Source organism: Acinetobacter sp. 8I-beige, assembly GCF_902505955.1.
GTDB lineage: Bacteria > Pseudomonadota > Gammaproteobacteria > Pseudomonadales > Moraxellaceae > Acinetobacter > Acinetobacter johnsonii.
In genome coordinates this window covers 1,393,546-1,418,706 of the sequence record NZ_LR732790.1, presented here as the reverse complement: position 1 = coordinate 1,418,706, position 25,161 = coordinate 1,393,546, and the positions used below count along the sequence as shown (strand labels likewise).

At 41.2% G+C, this 25,161-nt stretch carries 21 protein-coding genes and 2 pseudogenes; 12 read left to right on the top strand and 11 right to left on the bottom strand.

Annotated elements, in window-relative coordinates; genetic code table 11:
* Positions 1-89: 89 nt before the first annotated feature.
* The 5 genes and pseudogenes from GVX98_RS06750 to GVX98_RS06730 all read left to right on the top strand — a co-directional run bounded on the left by GVX98_RS06750 (position 90) and on the right by GVX98_RS06730 (position 4,041).
* A complete protein-coding gene (locus GVX98_RS06750; RefSeq protein ID WP_159127605.1) occupies positions 90-1,721 on the top strand; it encodes a long-chain-fatty-acid--CoA ligase in 1,632 nt (543 codons plus the stop codon).
* A gap of 42 nt (positions 1,722-1,763) precedes the next feature.
* A pseudogene (prpB, locus tag GVX98_RS16980) lies at positions 1,764-2,360 on the top strand (methylisocitrate lyase); the annotation flags it as partial.
* A gap of 37 nt (positions 2,361-2,397) precedes the next feature.
* Positions 2,398-2,775 (top strand): isocitrate lyase/phosphoenolpyruvate mutase family protein, encoded by a 378-nt coding sequence (locus GVX98_RS16975; protein ID WP_159127604.1) that lies wholly within the window; start codon positions 2,398-2,400, stop codon positions 2,773-2,775.
* Between the two features lie 2 nt (positions 2,776-2,777).
* Positions 2,778-3,683, top strand: a pseudogene (locus tag GVX98_RS06735) (citrate/2-methylcitrate synthase); the annotation flags it as partial.
* Positions 3,628-4,041, top strand: a complete 414-nt coding sequence (locus tag GVX98_RS06730) for a citrate/2-methylcitrate synthase (protein ID WP_228716272.1) — start codon at positions 3,628-3,630, stop codon at positions 4,039-4,041. The pseudogene GVX98_RS06735 and the gene GVX98_RS06730, both read left to right, overlap by 56 nt.
* A gap of 358 nt (positions 4,042-4,399) precedes the next feature.
* Here GVX98_RS06730 and GVX98_RS06725 read toward each other — a convergent pair whose 3' ends face one another.
* The 3 genes from GVX98_RS06725 to GVX98_RS06715 all read right to left on the bottom strand — a co-directional run bounded on the left by GVX98_RS06725 (position 4,400) and on the right by GVX98_RS06715 (position 6,282).
* A complete protein-coding gene (locus GVX98_RS06725) occupies positions 4,400-5,026 on the bottom strand; it encodes an aminotransferase (RefSeq protein WP_159127602.1) in 627 nt (208 codons plus the stop codon).
* Between the two features lie 78 nt (positions 5,027-5,104).
* On the bottom strand, positions 5,105-5,587 hold the full coding sequence (locus GVX98_RS06720; RefSeq protein WP_159127601.1) for a CinA family protein: 483 nt from the start codon (positions 5,585-5,587) through the stop codon (positions 5,105-5,107).
* A gap of 44 nt (positions 5,588-5,631) precedes the next feature.
* Positions 5,632-6,282, bottom strand: coding sequence for a hypothetical protein (locus GVX98_RS06715; protein ID WP_058869513.1), 651 nt, complete (start codon positions 6,280-6,282; stop codon positions 5,632-5,634).
* Between the two features lie 101 nt (positions 6,283-6,383).
* On the opposite strand from GVX98_RS06715, the gene ispF reads away from it, so the two are divergent.
* On the top strand, positions 6,384-6,872 hold the full coding sequence (gene ispF, locus GVX98_RS06710) for a 2-C-methyl-D-erythritol 2,4-cyclodiphosphate synthase (RefSeq protein ID WP_004979990.1): 489 nt from the start codon (positions 6,384-6,386) through the stop codon (positions 6,870-6,872).
* On the opposite strand, the gene GVX98_RS06705 is transcribed toward ispF, so the two are convergent.
* The 6 genes from GVX98_RS06705 to GVX98_RS06680 all read right to left on the bottom strand — a co-directional run bounded on the left by GVX98_RS06705 (position 6,860) and on the right by GVX98_RS06680 (position 12,316).
* Entirely contained in the window at positions 6,860-7,384 is a 525-nt protein-coding gene (locus GVX98_RS06705; RefSeq protein ID WP_125273626.1) for a protein tyrosine phosphatase family protein, read from the bottom strand. The two genes, ispF and GVX98_RS06705, sit on opposite strands and share 13 nt — an antisense overlap.
* Positions 7,385-7,440: 56 nt before the next feature.
* Positions 7,441-8,532 (bottom strand): 3-deoxy-7-phosphoheptulonate synthase, encoded by a 1,092-nt coding sequence (locus tag GVX98_RS06700; RefSeq protein ID WP_004693350.1) that lies wholly within the window; start codon positions 8,530-8,532, stop codon positions 7,441-7,443.
* Between the two features lie 139 nt (positions 8,533-8,671).
* A complete protein-coding gene (locus GVX98_RS06695) occupies positions 8,672-9,568 on the bottom strand; it encodes a sulfite exporter TauE/SafE family protein (protein WP_151837202.1) in 897 nt (298 codons plus the stop codon).
* 220 nt (positions 9,569-9,788) lie between these two features.
* On the bottom strand, positions 9,789-10,268 hold the full coding sequence (locus GVX98_RS06690) for a hypothetical protein (protein WP_228716271.1): 480 nt from the start codon (positions 10,266-10,268) through the stop codon (positions 9,789-9,791).
* 195 nt (positions 10,269-10,463) lie between these two features.
* Entirely contained in the window at positions 10,464-10,760 is a 297-nt protein-coding gene (locus GVX98_RS06685; RefSeq protein ID WP_159127600.1) for a hypothetical protein, read from the bottom strand.
* Positions 10,757-12,316 carry a PepSY domain-containing protein gene (locus tag GVX98_RS06680; RefSeq protein ID WP_159127599.1) on the bottom strand — a complete coding sequence of 520 codons (1,560 nt, stop codon included), beginning with the start codon at positions 12,314-12,316 and terminating at the stop codon, positions 10,757-10,759. The genes GVX98_RS06685 and GVX98_RS06680 overlap by 4 nt, the downstream gene beginning before the upstream one ends.
* A 683-nt stretch (positions 12,317-12,999) precedes the next feature.
* Here GVX98_RS06680 and lpxB point away from each other — a divergent pair.
* Positions 13,000-14,172, top strand: a complete 1,173-nt coding sequence (gene lpxB, locus GVX98_RS06675; RefSeq protein WP_159127598.1) for a lipid-A-disaccharide synthase — start codon at positions 13,000-13,002, stop codon at positions 14,170-14,172.
* Positions 14,173-14,241: 69 nt separating this feature from the next.
* Here the strand turns inward: lpxB and GVX98_RS06670 are convergent, their stop codons facing one another.
* Positions 14,242-16,446: an OsmC domain/YcaO domain-containing protein gene (locus GVX98_RS06670; RefSeq protein ID WP_159127597.1), complete on the bottom strand. Its 2,205-nt coding sequence runs from the start codon at positions 16,444-16,446 to the stop codon at positions 14,242-14,244.
* Between the two features lie 282 nt (positions 16,447-16,728).
* Entirely contained in the window at positions 16,729-17,661 is a 933-nt protein-coding gene (locus GVX98_RS06665) for an AraC family transcriptional regulator (RefSeq protein WP_159127596.1), read from the bottom strand.
* Between the two features lie 169 nt (positions 17,662-17,830).
* Here GVX98_RS06665 and GVX98_RS06660 point away from each other — a divergent pair, with 169 nt between their 5' ends.
* The 5 genes from GVX98_RS06660 (at position 17,831) to GVX98_RS06640 (ending at position 25,135) form a co-directional block, all read left to right on the top strand.
* Positions 17,831-19,027 (top strand): alkane 1-monooxygenase, encoded by a 1,197-nt coding sequence (locus GVX98_RS06660; protein ID WP_159127595.1) that lies wholly within the window; start codon positions 17,831-17,833, stop codon positions 19,025-19,027.
* A 167-nt stretch (positions 19,028-19,194) separates the two neighbouring features.
* Positions 19,195-19,662, top strand: coding sequence for a Cys-tRNA(Pro) deacylase (ybaK, locus tag GVX98_RS06655; RefSeq protein WP_159127594.1), 468 nt, complete (start codon positions 19,195-19,197; stop codon positions 19,660-19,662).
* Between the two features lie 415 nt (positions 19,663-20,077).
* On the top strand, positions 20,078-21,862 hold the full coding sequence (locus tag GVX98_RS06650; RefSeq protein WP_159127593.1) for an IucA/IucC family siderophore biosynthesis protein: 1,785 nt from the start codon (positions 20,078-20,080) through the stop codon (positions 21,860-21,862).
* A complete protein-coding gene (locus GVX98_RS06645; RefSeq protein ID WP_159127592.1) occupies positions 21,855-23,303 on the top strand; it encodes a lysine N(6)-hydroxylase/L-ornithine N(5)-oxygenase family protein in 1,449 nt (482 codons plus the stop codon). Before GVX98_RS06650 ends, GVX98_RS06645 begins: the two co-directional genes overlap by 8 nt.
* Positions 23,300-25,135: an IucA/IucC family siderophore biosynthesis protein gene (locus GVX98_RS06640; RefSeq protein ID WP_159127591.1), complete on the top strand. Its 1,836-nt coding sequence runs from the start codon at positions 23,300-23,302 to the stop codon at positions 25,133-25,135. The genes GVX98_RS06645 and GVX98_RS06640 overlap by 4 nt, the downstream gene beginning before the upstream one ends.
* Positions 25,136-25,161 lie beyond the last annotated feature (26 nt).

Genomic DNA, 25,161 nt, shown 5'->3' with positions numbered 1-25,161 from the left:
ACAGTATTTTAAAAAACAAATGACCAAGACCGATGATATGCGGATCTTAAACAATAAGTCTAAAAAGATTTTAAAAAAGGAAGTTTCTGATGATTGGAAATATGATGTTTCAACCTTTGTTGATTAGCAGCCTGATTGAACATGCTGCTCGTTATCATGCAGATACAGCCATTATCTCTAAAAATACTGATGGGTCGATGCTGCATACAGACTGGGGACAAATTGCTAAAAACTCAAAGCGCTTTGCCAATGTATTGCAGTCATTCGGTTTTGCGGTCAGCGACCGTGTGGCCACCATTGCATGGAATAATCATCGTCACTTAGAAACGTGGTATGGCATATCAGGCAGTGGGTTGGTTTGCCACACCATTAACCCGCGACTTTTTCCTGAGCAGCTCAGTTATATTATCAATGATGCGAATGATAAGGCACTGATTTTTGATAAAACCTTTCTAAATCTAGTGTTATCGATTAAACCATCCATTCCCTATGTAGAGCATTTTATCTGCCTCGATGCTTATGATGAAGACATTCAAAAAGCTTTACCTGAAGTGCTGTTTTATGATGAGTTAATCGCACAACAAAGGGAACATTTTGAGTGGCCTGAACTGGATGAAACTAAAGCCAGTTCACTGTGTTATACCTCGGGTACGACAGGGAATCCTAAAGGGATTTTATACAGCCACCGTTCTACTATCTTGCATAGTTACGCAACCTGTTTACCCGATTCATTTAATTTTTCAGCACAAGATTGCATTTTGCCGGTTGTTCCTATGTTCCATGTCAACGCATGGGGCACGCCATATGCAGCGGCTATGGCCGGTTGCAGTATGGTGCTACCGGGGCCAATGTTAGATGGAGCAAGCTTGGTTCAGCTGATTGATCAATACAAAGTGACGACAGCTTTAGGTGTACCAACTATTTGGCAAGGGCTGCTTACAACAGCGAAGCAATCTGGCAGCAAGTTAGACAGCTTAAAATGCAATGTGGTCGGGGGCGCGGCTTGCCCACCGTCAATGCTTAAAACGTTTAAAGAGGATTTTCAGTGTGAAACCATTCACGCATGGGGCATGACGGAAACCAGTCCTTTGGGTGTGGTGAATCAACTTAAGGCCAAACATTTGCAGTGGGATAACTCGGCCCAATCGAGCTTGCGCTATGCACAAGGCCGCCCACCATTTGGGGTCAGCATTCGAATTTGTGATGCTGAAAAGGGCAGCACTGAATTGGCTACAGATGGACAAACCACAGGACATTTGCAAATTAAAGGGCACTGGATCGTAGAGTCTTATTTTGATCAATTTAACAATGCACTCACCGCAGATGGCTGGTTTGACACGGGTGATATGGCAACCATTAACCCAGATGGCTATATGGTCATTAGTGACCGTTCTAAAGATTTGATCAAATCAGGCGGAGAGTGGATTTCCTCAGTTGAACTGGAAAATATTGCCATCGCACACCCTGAAATAGACATGGTGGCAGTCATTGCTGCGACACATCCAAAGTGGGATGAACGACCTATACTCATTGCGAAAAAGGCCGCAGTCAGTCAGGTATCAGAAGCTGAACTTTTAGATTATTACACGGACAAAATTGCGAAATGGCAAATTCCTGATCGCGTGGTTTTTGTCGATAGCATTCCTGTCGGTGGCACAGGCAAAGTCCTGAAAAAAGATTTACGAGCAAGCTATGGCTCAATTTTACTCGCAGTGGAATAAACAACACTTCACATTCATTCATAACGCGTCAAGGAAAGGACGATGACAGAACAAAAATCTGCAGGCTTAAGATTTAGACAAGCACTGGAAGTGGAAAAACCATTACAAATTATCGGTACAGTCAATGCTTATGCAGCAATGATGGCGAAACAGGTGGGCTACAAGGCCATCTACCTTTCGGGTGCTGGTGTAGCCAGCTACTCTTATGGATTGCCTGATTTAGGCATGACCAGTCTGGATAATGTTTTGGAAGATGTACGCCGCATTACCGAACGTGTAGACACCCCGTTACTGGTCGATATTGACACCGGTTGGGGTGGGGCATTTAACATTGCCCGCACTGTGAAACAAATGATTGCTGCAGGTGCAGCCGCAGTTCACATCGAAGACCAAGTGGCCCAAAAGCGCTGTGGCCACCGCCCCAACAAAGAAATCGTCACCCAACAAGAAATGGTCGACCGCGTAAAAGCCGCAGTCGATGCTAAAACCGATGCAAACTTTGTGGTGATGGCCCGTACCGATGCCCTACAAAAAGAAGGCCTACAAGCGGTGATTGACCGTGCTTGTGCTTGTGTAGAAGCCGGTGCCGATGCGATCTTTGCCGAAGCAATGACTGACATTACTATGTACAAAACCGTCTCGTACCGATGCCCTACAAAAAGAAGGCCTACAAGCGGTGATTGACCGTGCTTGTGCTTGTGTAGAAGCCGGTGCCGATGCGATCTTTGCCGAAGCAATGACTGACATTACTATGTACAAAACCGTCTGTGATGCAGTTGGTGTCCCTGTATTGGCCAACATCACCGAATTTGGCGATACCCCATACTACACCAAAGAACAACTGGCAGAACAAGGCATCTCGATGGTGCTGTACCCACTGTCACCGACCCGTGCCATGCAAAAGGCAGCACTGGAAGTCATGCATGCCATTCGCAATGACGGCACCCAAGGCAACGTCCTCGACAAAATGCAACAGCGCAAAGAACTTTACGAATTTCTCGATTACCACACCTTTGAAAACACATTAGACAAGCTGTTTAAACAGGAGAATTAAAAATGGCTGAAGGAAAAGTCCTCACAGGCGCAGGATTACGCGGACAAGTCGCAGGAAAGACAGCACTATCAACCGTAGGCAAAAGTGGAGCAGGTCTAACCTACCGTGGTTATGACGTCCAAGACTTGGCTGAAAACTGCCAGTTTGAAGAAGTGGCTTACATGATTTTCTTTGGTGAACTACCCACAGCAGAACAGCTCACTGCTTACAAAGCTAAACTCAAATCACTGCGCCAATTGCCACAAGCACTCAAAGAAGTACTTGAGCGTATCCCAGCAGACTCACACCCAATGGATGTGATGCGTACAGGCGTATCAATGCTAGGTAACCTAGAAACAGAACAATCTTTTGCAGAACAGCAAGATGTTGCAGACCGTATTCTCGCAACGCTTCCAGCGATCATTTGCTACTGGTACCGTTTTAGCCATGATGGCGTACGCATTGAAGAAAACACCGATGACGATTCAATCGGTGCTCAATTCCTACACCTACTACGTGGTGAAAAGCCGAATGAATTGCATGAGCAAGTGATGAATGTCTCATTGATCCTCTATGCAGAGCATGAATTCAACGCATCGACCTTCACAGCACGCGTATGCGCATCAACCTTATCCGATATGCATTCATGTATCACTGGTGCAATTGGTTCACTGCGCGGTCCATTACACGGTGGCGCAAACGAAGCAGCGATGGAAATGATTGAAAACTGGACGTCACCTGAAGAAGCTGAGCGAGAAATGCTGGGCAAACTGGAACGTAAAGAAAAGATCATGGGCTTTGGTCATGCAATCTACAAAGACAATGATCCACGTAATGGCATCATCAAAATCTGGTCTGAGCGCTTAGCGAAAGATGTCGGTGACACGGTCCTGTACCCAGTTTCAGTACGTTGTGAAGAAGTGCTTTGGTCATGCAATCTACAAAGACAATGATCCACGTAATGGCATCATCAAAATCTGGTCTGAGCGCTTAGCGAAAGATGTCGGTGACACGGTCCTGTACCCAGTTTCAGTACGTTGTGAAGAAGTGATGTGGCGTGAGAAGAAACTATTCTGTAACGCTGACTTCTTCCATGCATCGGCATACCACTTCATGGACATTGCGACCAAATTATTCACACCAATCTTCGTGATGAGCCGTGTCACAGGTTGGGCTGCACATGTGATGGAACAACGTGCGGACAACCGTATTATTCGCCCAAGTGCGGACTATACGGGGCCTGAGCTGCGTAAAGTAGTACCGATTGAAGAACGTTCAGCGGCTTAATATAAAGCTCTGATACATTATAAAAAGCCTCTTCGGAGTAATCCCAGTCAGTAAAGGGTTTTAGAAGTAAAGCCCTTAGCTTTTTAGTTATGTACAACGGAGTCTTATATTTTTAAATCATATACTTGGAGCTCATCTATTACTTTGGATAAGCCCAAAGTAATCAAAAGCATTTGTCATCCGCAAAACTCGCCAAATCCATTTTATTGATTAATTAATCGCAGAAAACTTACTTTTTTAAAATAGTTTTGCCTCGAACAGTTGCGGATGACGTTTCCGTGTATTGAATAACATCATGAATTTAAAAATAAAATCCCAGTCAGTGTCTTCACTGACTGTCATTACCTCTTCTGAGGCTTTATTTTTTAGGCATCAATAAAACAGGATCTTCAATGTTATAACCTGTTTCAAAAGGAATTCCGAGATATTGAACAGTTACCAGCGCTTTTTGTTGATTAGGAACTTTATAACTTTGCGAAATGCGCAGCCCATTTTTATAGTCCACCGCTTTGTGTACTGGACTTTTCAAATTGCTGTATTTCACTTGATATTGATAGCTAAACTTCGGGATGGAGAGTTTAGGATCATACCAAGAAGGTTCTTTTGAAGTCTTTTTACTAATAACTTGAATTTTAACCTGCTTGGGCGGAATCGGCGTTAAAGCTTTGAGCCGTTTTTTTATTTTTGCAATGTTACGGTCAAACTTCTGACTATCTTGATCATAGTCAATTTTTTGAGTTTTTGGATTGATATATAAAGATTTCACTTCAATCGGCTTGGAGGGTGTTTTACTGTTGAGTTGATAATAATACAATTGTGGCAAACGACCACGACCATCTAAATAATGTCGCATCACATAAATTTTCTGATCAGCTTGGTCAAGTCCTAAAACTTCAATATTTTGTGGTCCCCCTACAGTTGCAAAACTGTGGCTTGAAAAAAATAAGGTGCTGAAAACTAGCGGATGGATTATTTTCATCATCATGAGGCGCTTCACATTTTTATTGATTATGGTTCAGTTTAAAGGTTTTAAATGTAGAAAAATCAAATTTAGTGTAAAGATTTAAGCATTTTGAACACGTTCAATGACCATTTGAGCTACGTTTTTCGTAAGTTGATCAAGTCGCTCAAGCGCACTGCCCAGTAGTAAATAATGGTAAGTGCTTAAAGTGTTTTGATAATGAATGCCAATATAAAAGGTGCCTTCAGGTTTCTCAGGCGTCGCACTTCCACCAGGTTTGAGCAAACCTGTACAGGAGACAATAATATCGGCATGACGAAATAGTCGATGACCGTGAAGTGCCATAGCTTCAGTGACTTCAATCGACTCCGCTGTGTATTGCTGAATAAGTGCAGGATCAATCTTTAAAATTTCACATTTGATACTGGGGTCATAACTGACCAGTCCACCCAACAAAATGTCTGCTCCGCTATGTTTATAAATCGAAAATTGACTGGATAGATAACCTGAACTGGCACTTTCGATAAAAGCAATGGTCAATTTTTTTTGTTCTAGAAGGTTGCAGCATTGCTTGAGTACTTGCACGACTTTAGCCTCCCGATGTTCATTATTTTGATCTGTTTGACAGCTTAGTCATAAACACGGTACACACCGACAAAACGATTACATGCTTTACTTTCACTTTTTACAGAAAGGATGGCTTTTTGAAAGTTGAACTGGTAGTGGCAGTTGTTTTCATTATCGGTAATATTTTGTTTCTGATCGGGTGTGGTATAAGCCAAAAATGAAATGGTTTGGGTTTCTATGCGGTTATTGGGGCTACGATATGCAATACCTTCGATCTTAATTTTATCTTTGGATAGCTGATGAACTTGTAGGTGCACAGGTTGCTTGGCAATGACCCCATGTTCAAATTTTAAATAGTGTTGCGTCAAACTTTGATTTAACGATGTATAGAAGTTGAGATCATCAATTCTAAAATCCATCTGCTGCTGATAGCAAGCTAAGGATTTACATTGCTGTAGGCGGTTTAACCATAGCTGATGGGTATCGACCAATAAACGCTGCGGCGCATCACTGATTAAAAAAGCAGTCATGGATTGCGTGTCTAATTTTTGTCGAATGTCTTTAAATTGATCGCTACAGATCTTTTTAAGGCTAGATGAAGTCGGATCATCACAGTCAATGACTTGAGCATAACTAAAGCTGGTACAAAGACAACTTAGACACACTAAAATACTAAATTTTTTCATAAGTTTTATGTCGGTTTTCAACAGCATGATCGCTTATACTTTCACTATGTTGCGCTGCTTGTAACTATAGCGAAAGAGAAAGCGTGAATACAAGATTTCAATCATTTATTTCTTAAAGGAAACTGAGCATGGTTGCACATATTCGAATTGGACAGGGACTTGATGTACATGCTTTTGAAGAGGGTGAATTTGTCACACTGGCAGGTATTCAAATTCCGCATACACACGGCTTAAAAGCACATTCAGATGGTGATGTGGTTTTGCATGCTTTAACAGATGCATTATTGGGTGCGTTGGCTTTAGGCGATATTGGTCAGCATTTTCCCGATACCGATCCTCGCTTTAAAGGAGCAGACAGTCGAGTATTACTCAAACATGTCTATCAACTCATATTAGATCGTGGTTATCAGTTAAATAATGCAGACATTACTGTGGCATGCGAACGACCGAAGTTGGCACCGCATAATTTAGCGATGCGCCAAAGCATTGCAGACGTTCTTGATGTTGAAATCACGCAGATTAGCATCAAAGCAACGACCACGGAAAAACTGGGCTTTACGGGTCGTCAGGAAGGTATTTTATCTACAGCTACAGTGCTGATTTCTCACGCAAAATGATCAGGATTGATCATAGCCAGCTTTAATTCTTGTGTTGCTTTACGACCTTGAAGTTGTAAGGCAACAGCATGCGCCAAACCTGTCCATGTGTCATTCGGTTCCCAAATTTGATGCATGGCTTCATGTGCGGTTGGCATATCGATATTCATATAATATTGACGATATAAATACATCAAACTACTGACTCGATAATTTTCTGAACAATGAACCCAAATAGTTTGTTCTTGCACCAAATGATCAATCATATCTAAGACCAATAAGCATTGATCATCAGATGGTGTATCCCATGAAATAGGCACTTGTATATAGTTCAAACCGAGTTCTAAACAGATGTGATCTTCATTGACTAAATGGTTATTGCTATTACTGAGCGCAAGATTGATGACCGTGTTTACGCCATATTCTTTAATTTGCTGTAATTGCTCAGCAGTCGGTTGTCCAGAAGTAAACAAATGCTCGTGGATAAATTGAAAGTTAAGTGTTTGGCTTAAGTGTGTTTCAATAGCGTTCATAATTATTTCTTAATCTTAGAATGAAAAACGCCATCCGAAGATGGCGTTTTAAAAACTTAACGGTTCGGTAAAACGTCTTTGAGTGCTTCGTGCATCTCTAGTAATACCTTTTCTGTGGTATCCCAGTCAATACAACCATCGGTTACTGACTTGCCGTATTCAAGGTCGCATAGGTTTTCAGGAATTTCCTGACGACCACCTTTCAGGTGACTTTCAACCATAATGCCAATAATAGATTTATTTCCATCAATAATTTGTTCGGTAATATTTTTAAGAACAAGTGGTTGAAGAAACGGGTCTTTGTTCGAGTTTGCATGACTGGTGTCAATCATGATTTTGGTACTAACTTTCGCTTTAGCCAATGCTGCTTCTGCTTCTGCTACAGAACCAGCGTCGTAGTTTGGCTTGCCATTACCACCACGAAGTACCACGTGCGCATATGGGTTACCTGAAGTACGAATCACGGAGACTTGGCCTTGGTTGTTGAGACCCAAGAAGTGGTGACCATGTTTCACCGACTGCATGGCATTGGTTGCAACAGTTAAACCACCATCTGTGCCATTTTTGAAACCTACAGGTGAAGAAAGACCTGAAGACATTTCACGGTGTGTTTGGCTTTCAGTCGTACGTGCACCAATCGCTGACCAAGAGATTAAGTCTTGGTAGTACTGTGGTGAGTTTGGATCGAGTGCTTCAGTCGCACATGGCAAGCCTTTTTCATTTAACTCAACCAAAAGTTTACGACCAATGCGTAATCCTTTTTCAATGTTGAATGAGTCATTCATGTCAGGGTCATTGATCAGACCTTTCCAACCCACTGTGGTACGTGGTTTTTCAAAATAAACACGCATTACGACATAGATTGAGTCTTTAATTTTATCGCTTAAAACTTTTAAACGGTCTGCGTATTCGTGAGCAGCGACAGGGTCATGAATTGAACATGGGCCAATCACCACAAAAATGCGTTTGTCTTTACCATCTAAAATATTGCGAATCGTTTCACGACCGTGAAGTACAGTTTGATATGCAGACTCAGTGAGAGGCAATTCAGTTTTTAATTCCGCTGGGGTAACTAGCGGATGAATGCTTTGTAAATTCACGTCATCGATGTCGTTTTGGGTAATAGAGTTTGACTGTAGAGTATTCATTGCCGTCACTGGTTCGATCGTATTAAGTTGCTTTATAAGCTGAATATAACACGGTTTAGCTGATAAAAGGTTATAAAAAAGTCGAATGAATCTTTGAAAAAAAAGTGATGAATCTTAGGTTTATTTTAAATCAGAATGCCTACACTGAGGCATTCTTAACTGTTGAAATTTGAACAACTTGAGCAGTTTCGGCAGGCTTCACAGGTTTGGCTTTGATCGGATTCAACATGAAGTTCACACCCAGCGCAAACAGGGTAATACCCAACACTTTACGGATGATTTTTTCAGGAAGGCGTGAACTAATCAGGGTTCCAATAATAATTGCTGGAATAGACCCCACCAATAACCACATAAGGAGGTGGAAGTCCACATTGCCTGAAGTCATGTGACCCATACCTGCAACGAACGTAAGTAACACCGCATGCACAACGTCAGAACCAATAATACGAATCATCGGTAGATTTGGGAACATAATGACCAAAGCCATGATTCCGAAAGCACCTGCACCGACTGATGACAATGTCACGAAGACCCCAAGAACCACACCCATTATCACAATGTACTTACGTTTATTGCTGGTTTGAAGCTGAACTTTTTCTAAGTCTTCGGTCATGTCTGGGAGTTCATCTTTACGTAATTTGTTGAAAAATTTTTCAATTTGATTACGAAAGACAATCGATAAACCTGTAATGGTCAACATGAAGCCTAAAACCATGGTGAGCACGGCTTTATAGTGGGTAGACTGGCTCAAATAGTTGTCGAGTACCCAGTGCGTTGCAAAGGAAGCAGGAATACTGCCAATTGCAAGCCAAAGCACAATCGGCCACACAATATTTAGCTTTTTGGCATGTACAAATGAACCACAGAATTTTGAAATTGCGGCATAGAGCAAGTCTGTACCAATGGCAATGTGAGGTTCAATTCTGAAAAGGCTGATGAGGATCGGTGTCATTAATGAACCACCACCTACACCAGTAATTCCCACACAAAAACCGACTAAAACACCTGCGAGAATAAATTCGAGTGGACCAAACATTGTTATATGCCAAAATATCAAAAAACGTGCATATCTTATGACGTTTTCATATAAGTCGTTGTCTTGATTGTTGATTTACTTATTCTAAAAAGAGATATAGAAAAGATTATTTGAGCTGTAGCCGCGTTTTTATTTTTATGTCTACAATTATCAGTAACCATAATAGATTAAGACTTATGAGTGTTCGTATAACATAAAGAGGGGCTAGCTGATGCTTTTTCTATTGCTCAAAATTCGCTGCGGTCGTGCTATAGGTCATATCTAAGTGTTGCAGACGTGAATCAGCTAATGTGATCTGATGAATAAATGCCTCCGTTTTGGTATTTTTTAGGTTCCAAAAAATACGCTCCAAATAGTAAACCTCGACCTGCTTTGCCGTAAATTGGTGACGATGCGATGACTGGTCACATAGTGTTTCAATAGGTTCTCCCATTAATACGCAGTTTGCGATCCATAAATGATGCTGTTGTTTAAATTTCAACGTGCTGATTCGTCCTTTACCGACTTCGGCGGTGATTTGATTAAAGGTTTTGCTCTGAATCTGAGAGGGGGGCCAGCTGCTTGGGAAACAAATAAATACAAGCAAATTGAAAATGAGGGAAATAAAAAGTGTCCAGCCAAAATGATGCTTCGACCAACTGCAGAGCTGTTGAAAGGGTGTAATGATTTCTTGTTGTAACCAAGCTAATGTTGAACGCAATGTTTGCCCTGAGAAAAGAGGTGTAAAAGTTCTATTATTGAGCGCGTTATAACTAAAAACTCACGGCGCTTCAACTTAAATGATTTTGATCAGTCTCTAAAATTCTGTTGAGATGGTTCTGGCTCATATATTTACACACCTTTTTATTTGGCTCATGATCGAAATAAAAAAGTGTGTGAGTTGTAGAGTAAATACTTACTTAGATTGAGCTGTTTTTTTGGGTTTTAAGTCATTGATGCTCAGAATCAGTATAAAAAGTATCGGGGTTGCAAATACAAATAAACTGACACTTCCCACACCGCGACCCGTGTATTGAATCAATAAAGTTAATGCCGTGGCCAGTACACCAAAAGCCAGATATCGGCAGATTTGATAATGTTCCGCACACTTGGCCCAACGTGACTTTTGAGTTTTAGGGCGCTGCTTATCGCTCACCAGAAATAACACATAGCACGCGAAAGTGATGAGAAGTCCTACAATCAGGTAGATCATGAGTTGGACTCCTGAATCGTAGGGTTGACATATTTTTTCTGAATTTTTTGTACAGCTTTTTGTTGAATGGGCTGAACTTTTTGATGTAAGAAAATAGCCAATATCGCAAGGATGAAGACCATAAGATCAACTCGCAAGAATAACCAATATTCATTTAAGTCATGCACATATTGGTGACTGATTAAATAGTAAAGATTGAAAATAGGCAAAGATACAGCCAGTAAAATGAAGACCTTCAATTGAGTTTTCCAAAGGTGTTGCTGTGGAGTGAGCAATGCAATGACTAAACTAAGTAACCAAGTGCCGAAAAATGCGTAAATTTCGTAGTTGGGTTGACCAGCTTCTAACTGAAGTAAACGGTTTGCACAAAGATAATTGAGCATAGCAATCGGCAAGCCAATGATGGCAGCCGTATTTAGGCGGTTAACCACATAATGTCCAAAGTGGAAACTTTGTTTCTTATTTTGCAGCTGACGTTTTAAGCTCCAGAGTAAAAGCCCAGATGCAATCATGGCACAGCCTGAAAGCCCTGAGAAAAATAACGCAAAGCGTAATAGAGGCTGCGCAAAGTGTGCCATATGTAAACCATACACTCCATTATTGAGCGTGGCAATTGCACTATTATTCCGAGTGTCACCGAGCAGGGCACCAGATTCGCCGTTAAAGCTGAGTTGGGCTTGGTTTCGCGTGATGCTTCGGTCAGTTGACTCAACCAAGTTCACTTGAGCGATATTGGTATTGGGGTGTTTGACCGTAATATTGCCAATTTCTGTTTTACCCCAACGCTGCTCAGATTGTTGTATGAAGTATTCAATTGGTCGCATCGTAGCAGGTGTCGGTTTAGCCTCAGAGCTGATGCTAATATTTCTAATTTCATCAAAATATTGGAACGGTTGCTCTGGGTAAAGTTTCTTCATGCCATTGGGAAGAATGAGATAAAAGAAAATGGCTAAACCAGTGAATGTAATGGTCAGAAAAAAGGGTAAAGCAATGACAGAGGTAACATTGTGAAAGTCTAGATACGAGCGTTGACCCTTGAAGGCTCTAAGGGTAAAGAATTCGGTGAATATCTTTTTGTGTGTGATGATGCCTGAAATGAGGATGATTAACATTAAGAAGGCAGCAATCGTGACTAATAGCCTACCGATAAAATAGGGCACACCATACAGCTGATAGTGAAAGCCATAGAAAAACTCACCGCCTTGGGTTGCAGATAAGGTGACTTCTTTACCCGTGTTCGCATCCAAAGTCTTATTTTCGTAGCCACCATCGGCCTTTTGCCAGTAGATTTTATTAACAGGTGAACTCGGACTAGCCACGCCGATATACCAACTTTGCGCATCTGCGGCATTTTTTTGTAAGTATTGATATGCCGACTCCATCGCTGTGTCTTGTTTGAGTTGCATGGTGGCAAATTGAGGTTGCATCCACAAATTTATTTCATGACGATAATAGGTCGCAGCACCTGTTAAAAATATGGCAAATAATAACCACCCCAGTGTTAGTCCAAGCCAAGAGTGTAGCCATGCCATTGATTGGCGAACAGATTTTTGCATGGTTTAACCTACGAACTTCAGCAATAGAAAAAAGCAAAGGGAAAGCGAAATGGTTGAAGCGCTTAACTTTTTCAGGGATTGAACACAAAAGCTTACAATGACAAAAATGGTAAAGAAAATAAGAGATAGAAAAGCCGCCAAATAAATGGATTCTGCTTTAGCTAAGTGAGGGTAAAAACTGAGTGTAAGCAGTTCTGATAACATGAATGTACATAAATAGCCTAAGCCAAATGCGATCAAAAACCGGAACATAACGGTTATAGGGTATTTAAGCTGACTTAGGGGCATAAAGATCACATGAATGAAGTCATAAAGGGGGCTTAACGTTGTACTCACTAAGCATTGAACCTAAATTTAATATTTAAGCAAAACACAATCATCTCTATTATGCGTATGAGCAATCTACGTAGCCAAAATACTAGTATGAAGCAGCGTAAGTTGAGCAACAGAGTGCACATAAATTAACGATAATGATTCTCAGTAATTTTATGTTCTAATAGGCATCTTATGCAATATTTAAATGATCGAAAATTGAAATTAACTCGACTTTTTTTGTGCTCTTCATATGAATCAAATAGGTCACTCATTTTATATCTAGACTATAAAATAGAAAGAGTCGACCAATACCCATCCCAAAAGACGCTATGTTATGATGCATGGGTTGAAAAATAAGGAATAATGCTTTGCAAAATCGGAAACTTAAAATTGGAATCGTAGTGGGTGAAGTATCAGGTGATACTTTAGGTGCTAAACTTATTCGCAGTTTTCGTGAGCAAGGAATTGATGCAGAATTTGAGGGCATTGGTGGCCCGCAAATGATTGCAGAAGGTTTCAACAGCTTTTATCCGATGGATATTTTGTCTGTTATGGGGCTGGTTGAGGTTCTTAAAGACATTAAAAAACTTTTTGCTGTACGTGATGGACTGGTAGAGAAGTGGACAGCCCATCCTGTCGATGTGTTTATTGGGATTGATGCACCAGACTTTAATCTGCGCCTTTCAAAAAGTTTAAAACAAAAACAACTGCCAATAAAAACCGTGCAGTACGTTAGTCCTTCCGTTTGGGCATGGCGTCAGGGACGGGTTCATGGCATCAAAGCTTCTATTGATTTGGTATTGTGTTTATTTCCGTTTGAAAAAGCATTTTATAAAAAATGGGATGTTCCTGCTGCGTTTGTAGGACACCCCTTGGCAAGCCAATTGCCTTTGGAAAACCCAATTTTACAAGCCAAAGAAGAACTGGGTTTAGATCTGACCCAAAAGCATATTGCCTTATTGCCGGGAAGCCGACGTGGTGAAATTGAAAAGCTCGGTCCACTGGTTTTAGATGCTGCAAAATTGCTCTACGCCAAATATCCAAACTATCGCTTTGTGATACCTGCTATCAACGATGCACGTAAGCAACAAATCGAAGCTTTGCTTGCCCAGTATCCAAAAGCACTGGTCAATCAAATTGACTTGCTTGAAAACTCAGGCACCGAATCGAAAATTGGGCGCCAAGTTATGAACGCCGCTAATATTGTGGCTTTAGCATCGGGTACAGCGACTTTAGAAGCTATGCTGTTACACCGTCCAATGGTGACCTTCTATAAGTTGAACTGGCTCACCTATCATGTGGTGAAATTCTTGATCAAGATTCAATATTATTCATTGCCGAATATTATTGCAGGCAAGAAAGTGATACAAGAATTAATTCAAAAAGATGCAACGCCTGAGAAATTGGCGGCTGAAATTGAAAAATTAATGAATATAGAAACCGCACAGATTCAGGCTATGCAGCACATTACCATGCATAAACAGTTACTTGCAGGTAATAGTGAAAATCCTGTTGAGGCGATTTTGAATATTTTAGATTAATTTTCTTTAAGACATCGTGATAGTGCAGTAAGAAACAACCCAAACGTATTTGGGTTGTTTCTTTTTATTTTAAGGTTTTAGTCCAACAGCCTTGGCACGTGCAGCGTGTAACTTTTTATAACTGTCGATTAAACGTAAGTGACGGTCTAAACCTTCAAGCTTCATACTTGTTTCTGTTAAACCATAGAAGCGAATACGACCTTCAACTGTGCCTATTACTGCATCCATACGTTCATCACCGAACATACGGCGGAAGTTTGCTTCATACTCTTCCAGTTCCATATCGTCATCTAACATCACTTCGAGCACGACATTCATGCATTGGTAGAACAGACCACGTTCAACGGTATTGGTGTTGTATTGTAAGAATGCTTCAACCAAGTCTTTCGCTTCCTCAAACTGCTCTAATGCAAGATAGATCAATAGTTTAAGTTCAAGCAGAGTCAATTGACCCCATTCGGTATTGTCATCAAACTCAATCCCGATCAAAGTCTTGATTTCAGTATAGTCATCTAGCTCACATTCTTCCAAACGTTCAACCAGCGCTTCGAGTTGTTCATTGTCTAAACGGTGTAAGTTGAGGATGTCTTCACGGTAAAGCAGTGCTTTGTTGGTGTTGTCCCAAACCAAGTCTTCAACCAAGTAAATTTCTGAGTAACCTGGCACCAAGATACGGCAGGCTGTTGCACCTAAATGTTGGTAAATGGCCATATAGACTTCTTTGCCCATATTTTCCAAAATACCGAACAGTTCATCAGCCTCATCAGCATTTGAGTTTTGGCCTTGATTGGTAAAGTCCCACTCGACAAAGTCATAGCCCGATTTGGCACTAAAGAAACGCCATGACACCACACCACTTGAGTCAATGAAGTGTTCAACAAAGTTATTGGGTTCGGTGACCGCATTTGAGCTAAATGTTGGGCGAGGTAAGTCGTTCAGACCTTCAAAACTACGACCTTGTAGTAGCTCAGTTAAGCTACGCTCAAGCGCAACATCAAAGCTTGGGTGTGCACCGAAAGAGGCGAATACACCACCTGTACGTGGGTTCATTAACGTCACACACATTACAGGGTATTGACCGCCTAGAGAAGCATCCTTCACCAGTACAGGGAAACCTTGCTCTTCTAAACCTTGGATGCCCGCTAAAATACTTGGGTATTTCGCTAAAACCTCTTGTGGCACATCTGGCAGGGTCAGTTCACCTTCCAAAATTTCACGTTTTACCGCACGCTCAAAAATTTCAGACAAACACTGTACTTGTGCCTCAGCTAAGGTATTTCCTGCACTCATTCCGTTACTAAGGTACAAGTTTTCAATCAAGTTTGATGGGAAGTAAACCACTTCCGCATCAGACTGGCGAACAAAAGGTAAAGCGCAAATACCACGCTCGGTTTTCCCTGAGTTGGTGTCGTATAAATGCGTACCTAATAGTTCTTCTTCAGGGTCATAAATTTCAAGGGTGTACTCATCCAGAACACCTTCTGGCATTTCACCATTTGGACCTGGCATGAACCATTTTTCATCTGGATAGTGCACAAACTCAGCATTGGCAATGTCTTCACCCCAGAACTGGTCGTTATAGAAGAAGTTACAGTTCAGACGTTCAATGAACTCACCCAGCGCAGAAGCTAAAGCGCTTTCTTTGCTTGAACCTTTGCCGTTGGTAAAACACATTGGCGATTGAGCATCACGAATATGTAAAGACCACACATTTGGCACAATGTTACGCCAAGAAGCAATCTCAATTTTCATGCCTAGACCAGCCAAAATACCTGACATATTGGCAATGGTTTCTTCTAAAGGCAGGTCTTTACCCGCAATGATGGTGCTGGTTTCAGAAGCAAGGCTTGGAATAAGCAGGGCTTGAGCGTCAGCATCAATGCTTTCTACTTCTTCAATAATAAACTCAGGACCTGTTTGAATCACTTTCTTAACCGTACAACGGTCGATAGAGCGCAAAATACCTTGGCGATCTTTTTCTGAAATGTCTGCAGGGAGTTCAACTTGAATTTTGAAAATTTGTTTATAGCGGTTTTCAGGGTCAACAATGTTGTTTTGTGACAAACGAATGTTGTCGGTTGGAATGTCACGTGCCAAACAATACACTTTGACAAAGTAAGCAGCGCAAAGCGCAGAAGATGCTAAAAAATAGTCAAATGGACCGGGTGCAGAGCCATCACCTTTGTAGCGAATCGGTTGATCGGCAATGACTGTAAAATCATCGAACTTCGCTTCTTGGCGAAGATTATCGAGATAATTAACCTTGATTTCCATGCTGGCACCTAAATTTTCTTATATGTCAGCATGGACATACAAGAGATAAAATATTGAAAAATAAGCCGAATCACGGATGGAAATTGGACTTAAAAAAGTGTGGCTAGAGCGAAAAAGAACAAACAAGCAGTGGTTTGAAGCCATCTCTAGCAAGGATGCGGGATATTATAGTGTGATTTTCACAAGATGCTAATCTTTGTCTGCAAGTTCAAGGTATTTATCTCGGTGCACAAAGACATAAGCAGAGTGAAGACTGCTATTAAACCATTAAGGACGAGCACTTTAAGTTGGGTTTGGATTATTTCTATATTGGCTAGGGCTCATTTGATACTGTCGTTTAAAGGTTTGGCTAAAAGCCGTTTCTGAGTTGTATCCGACCCGATGTGCAATTTGCTGAATTGTACCTTGTCCATTACGCAGGTATTGGGCGGCTAAACGCAGACGGTGTTGTTGCAAATAAGCCAAAGGGCTTGTGCCTAAAATTTGGCTAAACAATGTGGCAAATTTAGACCGTGACATACAACACTGTTCCGCAAGGGACTCAACTGTCCAAGGCTGTGCGGGTTCCGCATGAATTTTTGCAAGTGCATTGGAGAGTTCAGGATGAGATAAAGCACTCAGCCAATTGTTCGAGTCTTGCAGCGCATCAATATAATCACGCACACATTCAATTAATAAAATACTCACCAAATGATCCAAAATTTTGTCACGACCCGGGCGTATGCGTTGGACTTCTAGAGCGAGAAACTGTAGCCCAATTTGCAACCATTCAGGAACCGTGCTGAGATCTTGGTGTTGAAGGTGAATAAACGCGGGTAAGGCCTGTACCAACGGACGCGCCATAATGGGGTCCATATGTGCATGTAAGGCCAAGATCACGGTTTTTTGTTGTGTCGCATTACTCCCAAAAGAGACTTCTTTGTGTTGGTTTTGGGCAAATAAGTCAGAAATATCGAATACTTCCAATAGTTGGTCGGTGGTTGAGGATCGACACTCATGACTTGGCCCTGAAGGCAGTAAGATCAAGTCTCCCACTTCAGCAACAATAATTTGTTTAGAATCTAAACAAATGGTGAATTGTCCTTGAAGTACCGCATAGGCCATCATGGTGGATTGTTCTGTGTAGCGAAAAGCCCACTCACCATGCGGTTTAAGGTAGAGGTACTCAGATTGGTTGAGGTGTATATCTTCAAAAATTTTACTTAAAGCATCCATACTTTACGGTTTCTAGTCTTTATTTCTTAGGCTTAATATTTGATTTAGGGTCAATTTTAGTCATTTCAGGCCAAGGACGATTACACTGTTTTCTTGGACGTTAGCAACTGTTCTTTATGACCCATTTCTAGAAATATAAAGGCATAACAAGAAAATTGGAAGAATGGTAATGAATGCATCAGTGAAAATGACGAATTCTAGCGTGGTCGTCAAAAATGCAGCAGGGATCGATAAAAAGCGTTTTGGCTGGTTATTGAGTCCTGGGCTTCCTGTGATTGGTATGGGCATTTTAGCGGGCTATCATTTTGGCCCGAAACCCACCAAGAAAATCTTCGCTTTGGGTGGGCCGCTGTTACTGCATGTGATTATTCCTGCGGTAGATGGTCTGGTCGGTGCGGATGAAAACAACCCTTCGGATGATGAAATTAAGGTCTTGGTAAATGACCCGTACTATGACCGTATTGTGAAATTGTTCATTCCGCTACAAATGGCAGCCAATTTGTTTGCAGGTTATGTGGTGACTCGTCAAAATGTATCGATGCTCGACCAAATATTATTGGGTGTCTCCATGGGGGCAATTAATGGAGTAGCGGTAAATACAGCACATGAGCTGTGCCACCGTCCTAAAAAATCAGATCATTATTGGTCGCATATGACTTTATCGCCGTTGGTCTACAACCATTTCCGCATTGAGCACCCTTATGGGCACCATAAACGTGCTGCAACGCCAGAAGATCCTGCTTCATCGAAAATGGGAGAGACTTTTTATGAGTTTTGGCCGCGTACCGTTTTTGGTGGGTTGAAGTCGGCGGTTGAAATTGAACATAAACGCCTAAAACGAAAGGGTTTGTCTTTCTTCTCCAAAGAAAATGAACTGTTTCATGGGTGGGCGATGAGTGCTGGTTTTCATGCAGCCATGTTGAAATTGTTTGGTAAAAAAGTGACGCCATATCTAGTGACACAAGCATTTTATGGCGTGAGTCTGTTTGAAATTATTAATTATATTGAACACTATGGTTTAAAGCGCAGCCAAAAGGAAGATGGCAGCTATGCGCGAACCATGCCAGAACACAGCTGGAATAATAACAACATTGTGACTAATTTATTCTTATACCAGTTACAACGCCATTCAGATCATCATGCCTATCCAACCCGCCCATTTCAGGCATTAAGGCATTTTGATGAAGCCCCTGAGCTACCGAGTGGTTATGCCACCATGTTAATTCCAGCGTTAATTCCAAAGCTGTGGTTTAAAATGATGGATCAACGAGTGTTCGATCACTACGAAGGTGATTTGACCAAAGCCAATATTTTGCCAAAATGCCGTGCTCAAATCTTTAAGAAATTTGGATTAAGTGCGGACTAAAATGTGATATTTCAGCGATAACAAGCTGCATACATAGTTGATATCGAACTTACAGTCATTGATTTGTTGAGTGCCTGTAAGTTCGATGCTCATGATAGGCGTACCGCTAAACTTTTTTTTTGAATAGGCATATAATGCTGGGTATGTAGTGAAAATATTGAACAGAAATGACACCTGCAACCAAACTATTAAAAGCCAATAAAGTCGATTTTTCTATTCATGAATATGAACATGATGCCAATGCAAAAAGCTTTGGGCTTGAAGCCGCGGAAAAATTAAATCTACGTGTCGAAGAGGTGTTTAAAACACTTTTAGTGACCGATGAAAAAAACTATTTTGTTGCGATTCTTCCTGTACACCATCAGTTAAATTTGAAAAAAGTTGCACAGGCAGTGGGGGCAAAAAAACTAAAAATGTCCGACCCTAAAGATGCAGAAAGACTGACAGGTTATTTGGTCGGTGGGATTAGTCCTGTTGGACAGAAAAAAAGGTTAAAAACCGTGATTGACCAAAGCGCAGTACAGTTGGAAAAATTATATGTCAGTGGGGGGAAGCGCGGCTTAGATATCGGTTTAAAACCGCAGGATTTAGCAAAAGTACTTTCAGCCACTTTTGCTGATGTACTGGATCAATAAAGAGCAGTGACGTCTTCGCTGCTTTATCTATATTAATTTAGTCTTGAGTTCTTTTGAGTATTAATTTGAGCACAAATGAAAACTCATTCAGGTGACTGAATGGGCTTTTCCTTATGAAATATAGGGAAATTTTATAGTTCGAATCAATTATAAATTCATAAACTATCATTTAAAGCTATGGTGTAATTTTATATAGGCTTTATTAGAAAAACTGATTAAATTTTAAAAAGTATTAAAAAACAATAATATATGTTGTTGTTGTGCGTATATTTCCAAAAGTAAACAAAATTGCAAAGATAAATGATAATAATTACCATTAACATGCTTTTGCAGCGTTGGCCAACGTGAACACCTTTAAGAAACATAATTACATGAAATGAGCTTGGAATAAGCTTTAAAAAGAGGAAATGGTCAGATGAAAGAGCTAGCCAATCGCTTGGCGATGCAGCATCTTGTCAATGCATACTCACAAGAAACAGGCCAAGCGAGCTTGTTTGAGAAGTATCAACAAAATTCAACTCAACTCGCGTTTAGCCAAGGTTTGACGCTGTTATCTTTGCCACTGAGTTTAATCCAAGCACAGCTTTTTGTTCCGTTAAGCTATGTCAGTCGTGTTGGGCGACATCGTATTGCGGCTTTACCGCAAATTTTTCAAAAAGGCCAAAAGCTTAACTTTAGCGCAGCAGCCATGGTCAGTCTGTTACTAGAAGAGTTAGTGCAACAATCCGAAGGCCATGTCGATGCAGCATCCTTGGTTGAGCGTTGGATTCAAAGTCGTGATGCATTACAACAGTTTTTAAATATTCGGGCAGAGGATTTTGATGCGCTAGTACAGCTTGAACAAGGTTTTATAGAGTCTGAACAGGCTTTGATTTTAGGTCATAGCATGCACCCTGCACCGAAAAGCCGAACAGGTTTTGTCCATGAGGACTGGCAAAAATATTCACCAGAAGCTTGTGGTCAGACCCAGCTGCATTATTGGCTGGTGGCACCTGAATATATTGCAGAAGGAACAGCGCTTGAGCAGGTTTTTTCAATACAACTTAAACAAGAAATCAAATGGCATTTGTCTGAATCGGAACTTGAAACCTTAGCTGCATATGCACATTACAAACTGCTACCACTGCATCCATGGCAAGCCCGCTATTTACAAAGCAAAGTATGGTTTAAAATTTTAAAAGCTAAACTAAAAATCATCGATTTGGGCGAAAAAGCATGGATATTTTCACCAACCACTTCTGTACGTACTTTGGCTAGCTTTAACGCGCCGTGGATGTTAAAACCATCGCTTTCAGTGATGATTACCAACTCTATCCGCGTCAATTTAGCAAAAGAATGTCACCGCGGTGAAATGACGCATCGGTTTTGGCACAGTGAGTTAGGGCAAAGTATCTTAAAGCAATGTCCAACCCTAAAAGCGGTGAATGACCCGGCGTGGATTGCTCTTCAGTTGGATGATGAAATCATCGATGAAACGATTTGTATTGTACGTGATCAGCCGTTTACTCCTGAACAGCAGGTCACGTGTATTGCTTCATTGTGTCAGGATCATCCCGTAGAAGAACGTAATCGTTTTAATGCATTATTTGATCAGATTGCTTTTCAACAAAAGTTAAATGATAAAGCGAAAATCGCACATGATTGGTTTAAGGCTTTCTTAAACATCAGTCTGAGCCCACTCATGTACGTCTACCATCGTTATGGTATGGCCTTTGAGGCGCATCAGCAAAATGTCTTGGTTGAGTTGAAAGATGGCTGGCCATATTGGCTATGGCTACGGGACAATCAAGGCTTTTATTATATCGAAGAATTCGCAGGTGAAATTTTACAACAATTTCCAGAACTGCATGATAAAGCCCATGCAGTAGGCTCCAAGACTTTTGTCGATGAGCGCTTTAGTTATTATTTCTTTGGCAATACCTTGTTTGGCATCATCAATGCCATCGGTGCAACAGGTTTTGTAAGTGAGCAAGATTTACTGTCTATTTTACAACAACATCTCTTTGACCTGTTGAAACACTATCCAGAGAGTAGTTTGATTCAAAGTCTGTTGTATCAACCAACCCTGCCTTATAAGGGTAACTTACTGACCCGTTTATATGAACTGGATGAATTGATTGCACCCGTTGAAAATCAGTCTGTCTATATTCAGTTAGCCAATCCGCTCTATATCAAACAAGAGGATGCCCTCTATGCTTGATTTTATTGCGATTGGTCTTGGGCCATTTAACTTAAGCCTAGCCAGTTTGTTGCATGAAAAGACTGAACTGCACTATCTGTTTTTTGAAAAAAAAGCGCAGTTCGACTGGCATGCAGGTATGCAACTTCCCAATACGGTCTTGCAAGTTCCATTCATGGCGGATTTGGTGTCGATGGTCGATCCGACCAGTCCGTTAAGTTTTTTGAATTACCTAAAATCACAGCAGCGCTTATATAAGTTCTACTTCCTTGAGCAGCCTCATATTCCGCGCCGTGAATACAACCATTATTGCCAATGGGTGGCAGATCAACTGGGTCATATACAGTACCAATCGACGGTCAAGGCCATTTATGCCAAGAACGAAGGTTTTGAGGTGGTGGTTGAGCAAGGCGGCCGTTTTATTCGTTACTTGTGTCGAAACTTGGTGATTGGTTCGGGCAACCAGCCTTATTTGCCTGAATGTTTACGTAAGTTACAACAAGTGCCTGAAAAGTGTATTCATTCAGCAGATTACTTAACCCATAAGAAAGACAAGCTCAAAGGTAATGTCGTGGTTTTAGGCTCAGGTCAGTCTTCTGCTGAAGTCTTTTTAGATTTGTTTGATCAGCAGTATCAACATGATCATGTACCAACGGCTGACTTTAAGCTGCATTGGCTGACGCGTTCCAATGGCTTTTTCCCGATGGAATATGCACCATTGGGCTTGGAACATTTTAGTCCGAACTATACCCAACATTTTTATAGACTTTCAGAAACACAAAAAGCAGCGCAGTTAAGAGATCAAGGCTTGCTGTACAAAGGCATTAGTGCCAAAACCATACGTGAGATTTACCAAAAACTTTACCACCGTAGTATTGCCTCTGCTACACAAGCAACACATTTGCATGCACAAATTCAGTTACTTGATGCTGAGTTACTGGAAAGCCAGCAGATTCGCTTGAGCCTTGAACATACGGTAACCAAGCAACGTTTTTATATGGATGTTGATTTTGTGGTGGCATCTACAGGTTATTACAGCTCTGAGATTTCATTTTTAAAATACTTAAAGCCCTTGATTGCAACAGATCAAGCGGGCCGTTGGCAAGTGAGCCAAGACTATCGCTTGCAGCATACAGCAATGGGTGAAATTTATGTGCAAAACCAAGAAATGCACAGTCATGGTGTAGGTACACCAGATTTAGGTTTAGGCGCTTTTCGCGCTGCGACCATTGCCAATCAACTACTGGGTTATCAGCTTTATGAGCTGGACAGTAATGAACAGACCTTTCAGCATTTCAGCGCTGAGCAGAACCCCGAAATGTATGTGCAGAATGACACATCTATTACACGAACAGCAGCTCTAGCACCATCGATTCCTAAATCAAAAAATATTGAGCAGCGCAAAATACAAACAGGGTCACATCCCTCTATGCAGCCTTATACATTCGAGAAAATCATATGAGCTTTGCACAACTTCAAGTGAATCAGAAACAGTGGCGTTTGGCAGGACAGCGCTTAATTGAAATGGCGATTGCTGAATTTTTATATGAAGAAATTATTCAAGTAACTCATTTAAAGGACAATCGTTACCAGCTGACGTTGGATGATCAAACCTATACTTTTAAAGCACAAAACTATTTATTGGGACATTGGCAGATTGAGGAGGGTTCAGTACGTGAGTTGAGCGCGGTTGGAGACCTGCCTGCATGGAACTTACATACTTTTATTCGTGCGTTTTCAAATCAAACCGAAGTTAAGCCTTTTACCAAGGCATATCTCATCAAAGAAATGAACAATACGTGGTTAGCCGAGGCGCATTTATTTGATGAAAGTCGTTTAAGCAGTGAAGCAGTATTGACCACATCGCATCATGAAATTGAAGGTATGCTCCGTGGTCATCCGTGGTTGATTATGAGCAAAGGTCGTATGGGTTTTGGTTATGACGATTACTTAAGTGCCGCTCCTGAACTTTCGCCAACGGTCAAAGTGCTGTGGCTCGCAGTGCATCGTGATTTGGCAGAGTTCCGTTCTACCGAGGAGTGGCAAGCAGGGAGACTTTATCAATATGAGTTGGATGCAGAAGAGTTAGAGAGCTTTGAACAACAGTTACATGAAAGAGGCTGCTCTTGTCGTGACTATTTTCTTATTCCAGTACATGCATGGCAGTGGCATCAATGGTTAGTGCCAACCTATGCCAATGAAATCGTGGATCAGCGCATTATTGAATTAGGCGTTGGGCAAGATGATTATGTGCCTATGCAGTCGATTCGCACACTTTGCAATATCAGTCAGCCTGAGCGTCATTATGTCAAATTACCTGTCAGTATCTTCAATACTGCGGTGTATCGTGGGTTGCCGTCTAAACGAAACTTAGCAGCTCCAGCCGTCACAGCTTGGTTAAAGCAGATTCAATCTCAAGATTCAGACTTGAAACAGTCAGGCGTTGCATTCTTAGGTGAAGTTGCAACTTTGACTATTCATCAGCCTTGTTTTGATCAGATTGAAGGTGCGCCGTATCAGTTTAAAGAACTGTTTGGATGTTTGTGGCGTGAAAGTGTAGATCCAGTGATTGGAACAGGTGAACAGGCACTTTCTCAAGCGGCTTTATTACATCGAGATATCAATGGCCAGTCAATATTAGCTGTGTTGATTCAGGCGTCGGGTTTGAGTCCATTACAGTGGTTAAAACGCTTTGCCGAAGTATCTGTTACTCCACTCTTAATCTGCTTGTACAAATATGGCTTGGCTTTTTCTCCACATGGGGAAAATACCATGCTTATTCATGCCAATGGCGTACCGCAGAAAATGGTGCTGAAAGACTTTATTGATGATGTCAATTTGGTTGATGAAGACTTTCCAGAATTGGCCAGTTTACCTATTGAAGGGCAAATTTTACTGCGTCATCCTGCGCATGAACTCAGCCATTTTATTTTCACTGGGCTATTTATGGTGCATTACCGTTATATCTGTAATGTATTTTTACAAGACTACCCTGAGCATAGCGAAGTTGAATTTTGGCAAACCATTTCATCGGTCATTGATGCTTTTCATCAGGCGCATCCAGAGTTGGCAGAACGCATTGAAAAATTTGCCATGTTTAGAGCCGAATTTGAAAAAATTTGTTTAAACCGAGTGCGCCTATTTACCACCAGTTATAACGATGAGGCAGAACGTCCTGTCCCTGTATTTTTAGATCCAATTGCCAATCCTGTCAGCCCTGAAACTTTAAAACGATGGTTAGAGCAGGTATCTAAGTCAACTGACGATACAACCACAAAGCGTATTGCATCATAAAAAACCAAAAAATTTAGCAGACTACC

Excerpts from the sequence above, each read along its gene's own strand:
- GVX98_RS06750 (WP_159127605.1), top strand. The coding sequence starts at position 90 with ATGATTGGAAATATGATGTTTCAACCTTTGTTGATTAGCAGCCTGATT.
- GVX98_RS06645 (WP_159127592.1), top strand. The coding sequence starts at position 21,855 with ATGCTTGATTTTATTGCGATTGGTCTTGGGCCATTTAACTTAAGCCTA.
- GVX98_RS06665 (WP_159127596.1), bottom strand. The coding sequence starts at position 17,661 with ATGGATGCTTTAAGTAAAATTTTTGAAGATATACACCTCAACCAATCT.
- GVX98_RS06660 (WP_159127595.1), top strand. The coding sequence starts at position 17,831 with ATGAATGCATCAGTGAAAATGACGAATTCTAGCGTGGTCGTCAAAAAT.
- GVX98_RS06650 (WP_159127593.1), top strand. The coding sequence starts at position 20,078 with ATGAAAGAGCTAGCCAATCGCTTGGCGATGCAGCATCTTGTCAATGCA.
- GVX98_RS06680 (WP_159127599.1), bottom strand. The coding sequence starts at position 12,316 with ATGCAAAAATCTGTTCGCCAATCAATGGCATGGCTACACTCTTGGCTT.
- ybaK (WP_159127594.1), top strand. The coding sequence starts at position 19,195 with ATGACACCTGCAACCAAACTATTAAAAGCCAATAAAGTCGATTTTTCT.
- GVX98_RS06685 (WP_159127600.1), bottom strand. The coding sequence starts at position 10,760 with ATGATCTACCTGATTGTAGGACTTCTCATCACTTTCGCGTGCTATGTG.
- GVX98_RS06725 (WP_159127602.1), bottom strand. The coding sequence starts at position 5,026 with ATGATGATGAAAATAATCCATCCGCTAGTTTTCAGCACCTTATTTTTT.
- GVX98_RS06730 (WP_228716272.1), top strand. The coding sequence starts at position 3,628 with ATGTCGGTGACACGGTCCTGTACCCAGTTTCAGTACGTTGTGAAGAAG.
- ispF (WP_004979990.1), top strand. The coding sequence starts at position 6,384 with ATGGTTGCACATATTCGAATTGGACAGGGACTTGATGTACATGCTTTT.
- GVX98_RS06700 (WP_004693350.1), bottom strand. The coding sequence starts at position 8,532 with ATGAATACTCTACAGTCAAACTCTATTACCCAAAACGACATCGATGAC.
- GVX98_RS06670 (WP_159127597.1), bottom strand. The coding sequence starts at position 16,446 with ATGGAAATCAAGGTTAATTATCTCGATAATCTTCGCCAAGAAGCGAAG.
- GVX98_RS06640 (WP_159127591.1), top strand. The coding sequence starts at position 23,300 with ATGAGCTTTGCACAACTTCAAGTGAATCAGAAACAGTGGCGTTTGGCA.
- GVX98_RS06695 (WP_151837202.1), bottom strand. The coding sequence starts at position 9,568 with ATGTTTGGTCCACTCGAATTTATTCTCGCAGGTGTTTTAGTCGGTTTT.
- GVX98_RS06705 (WP_125273626.1), bottom strand. The coding sequence starts at position 7,384 with ATGAACGCTATTGAAACACACTTAAGCCAAACACTTAACTTTCAATTT.
- GVX98_RS06715 (WP_058869513.1), bottom strand. The coding sequence starts at position 6,282 with ATGCTGTTGAAAACCGACATAAAACTTATGAAAAAATTTAGTATTTTA.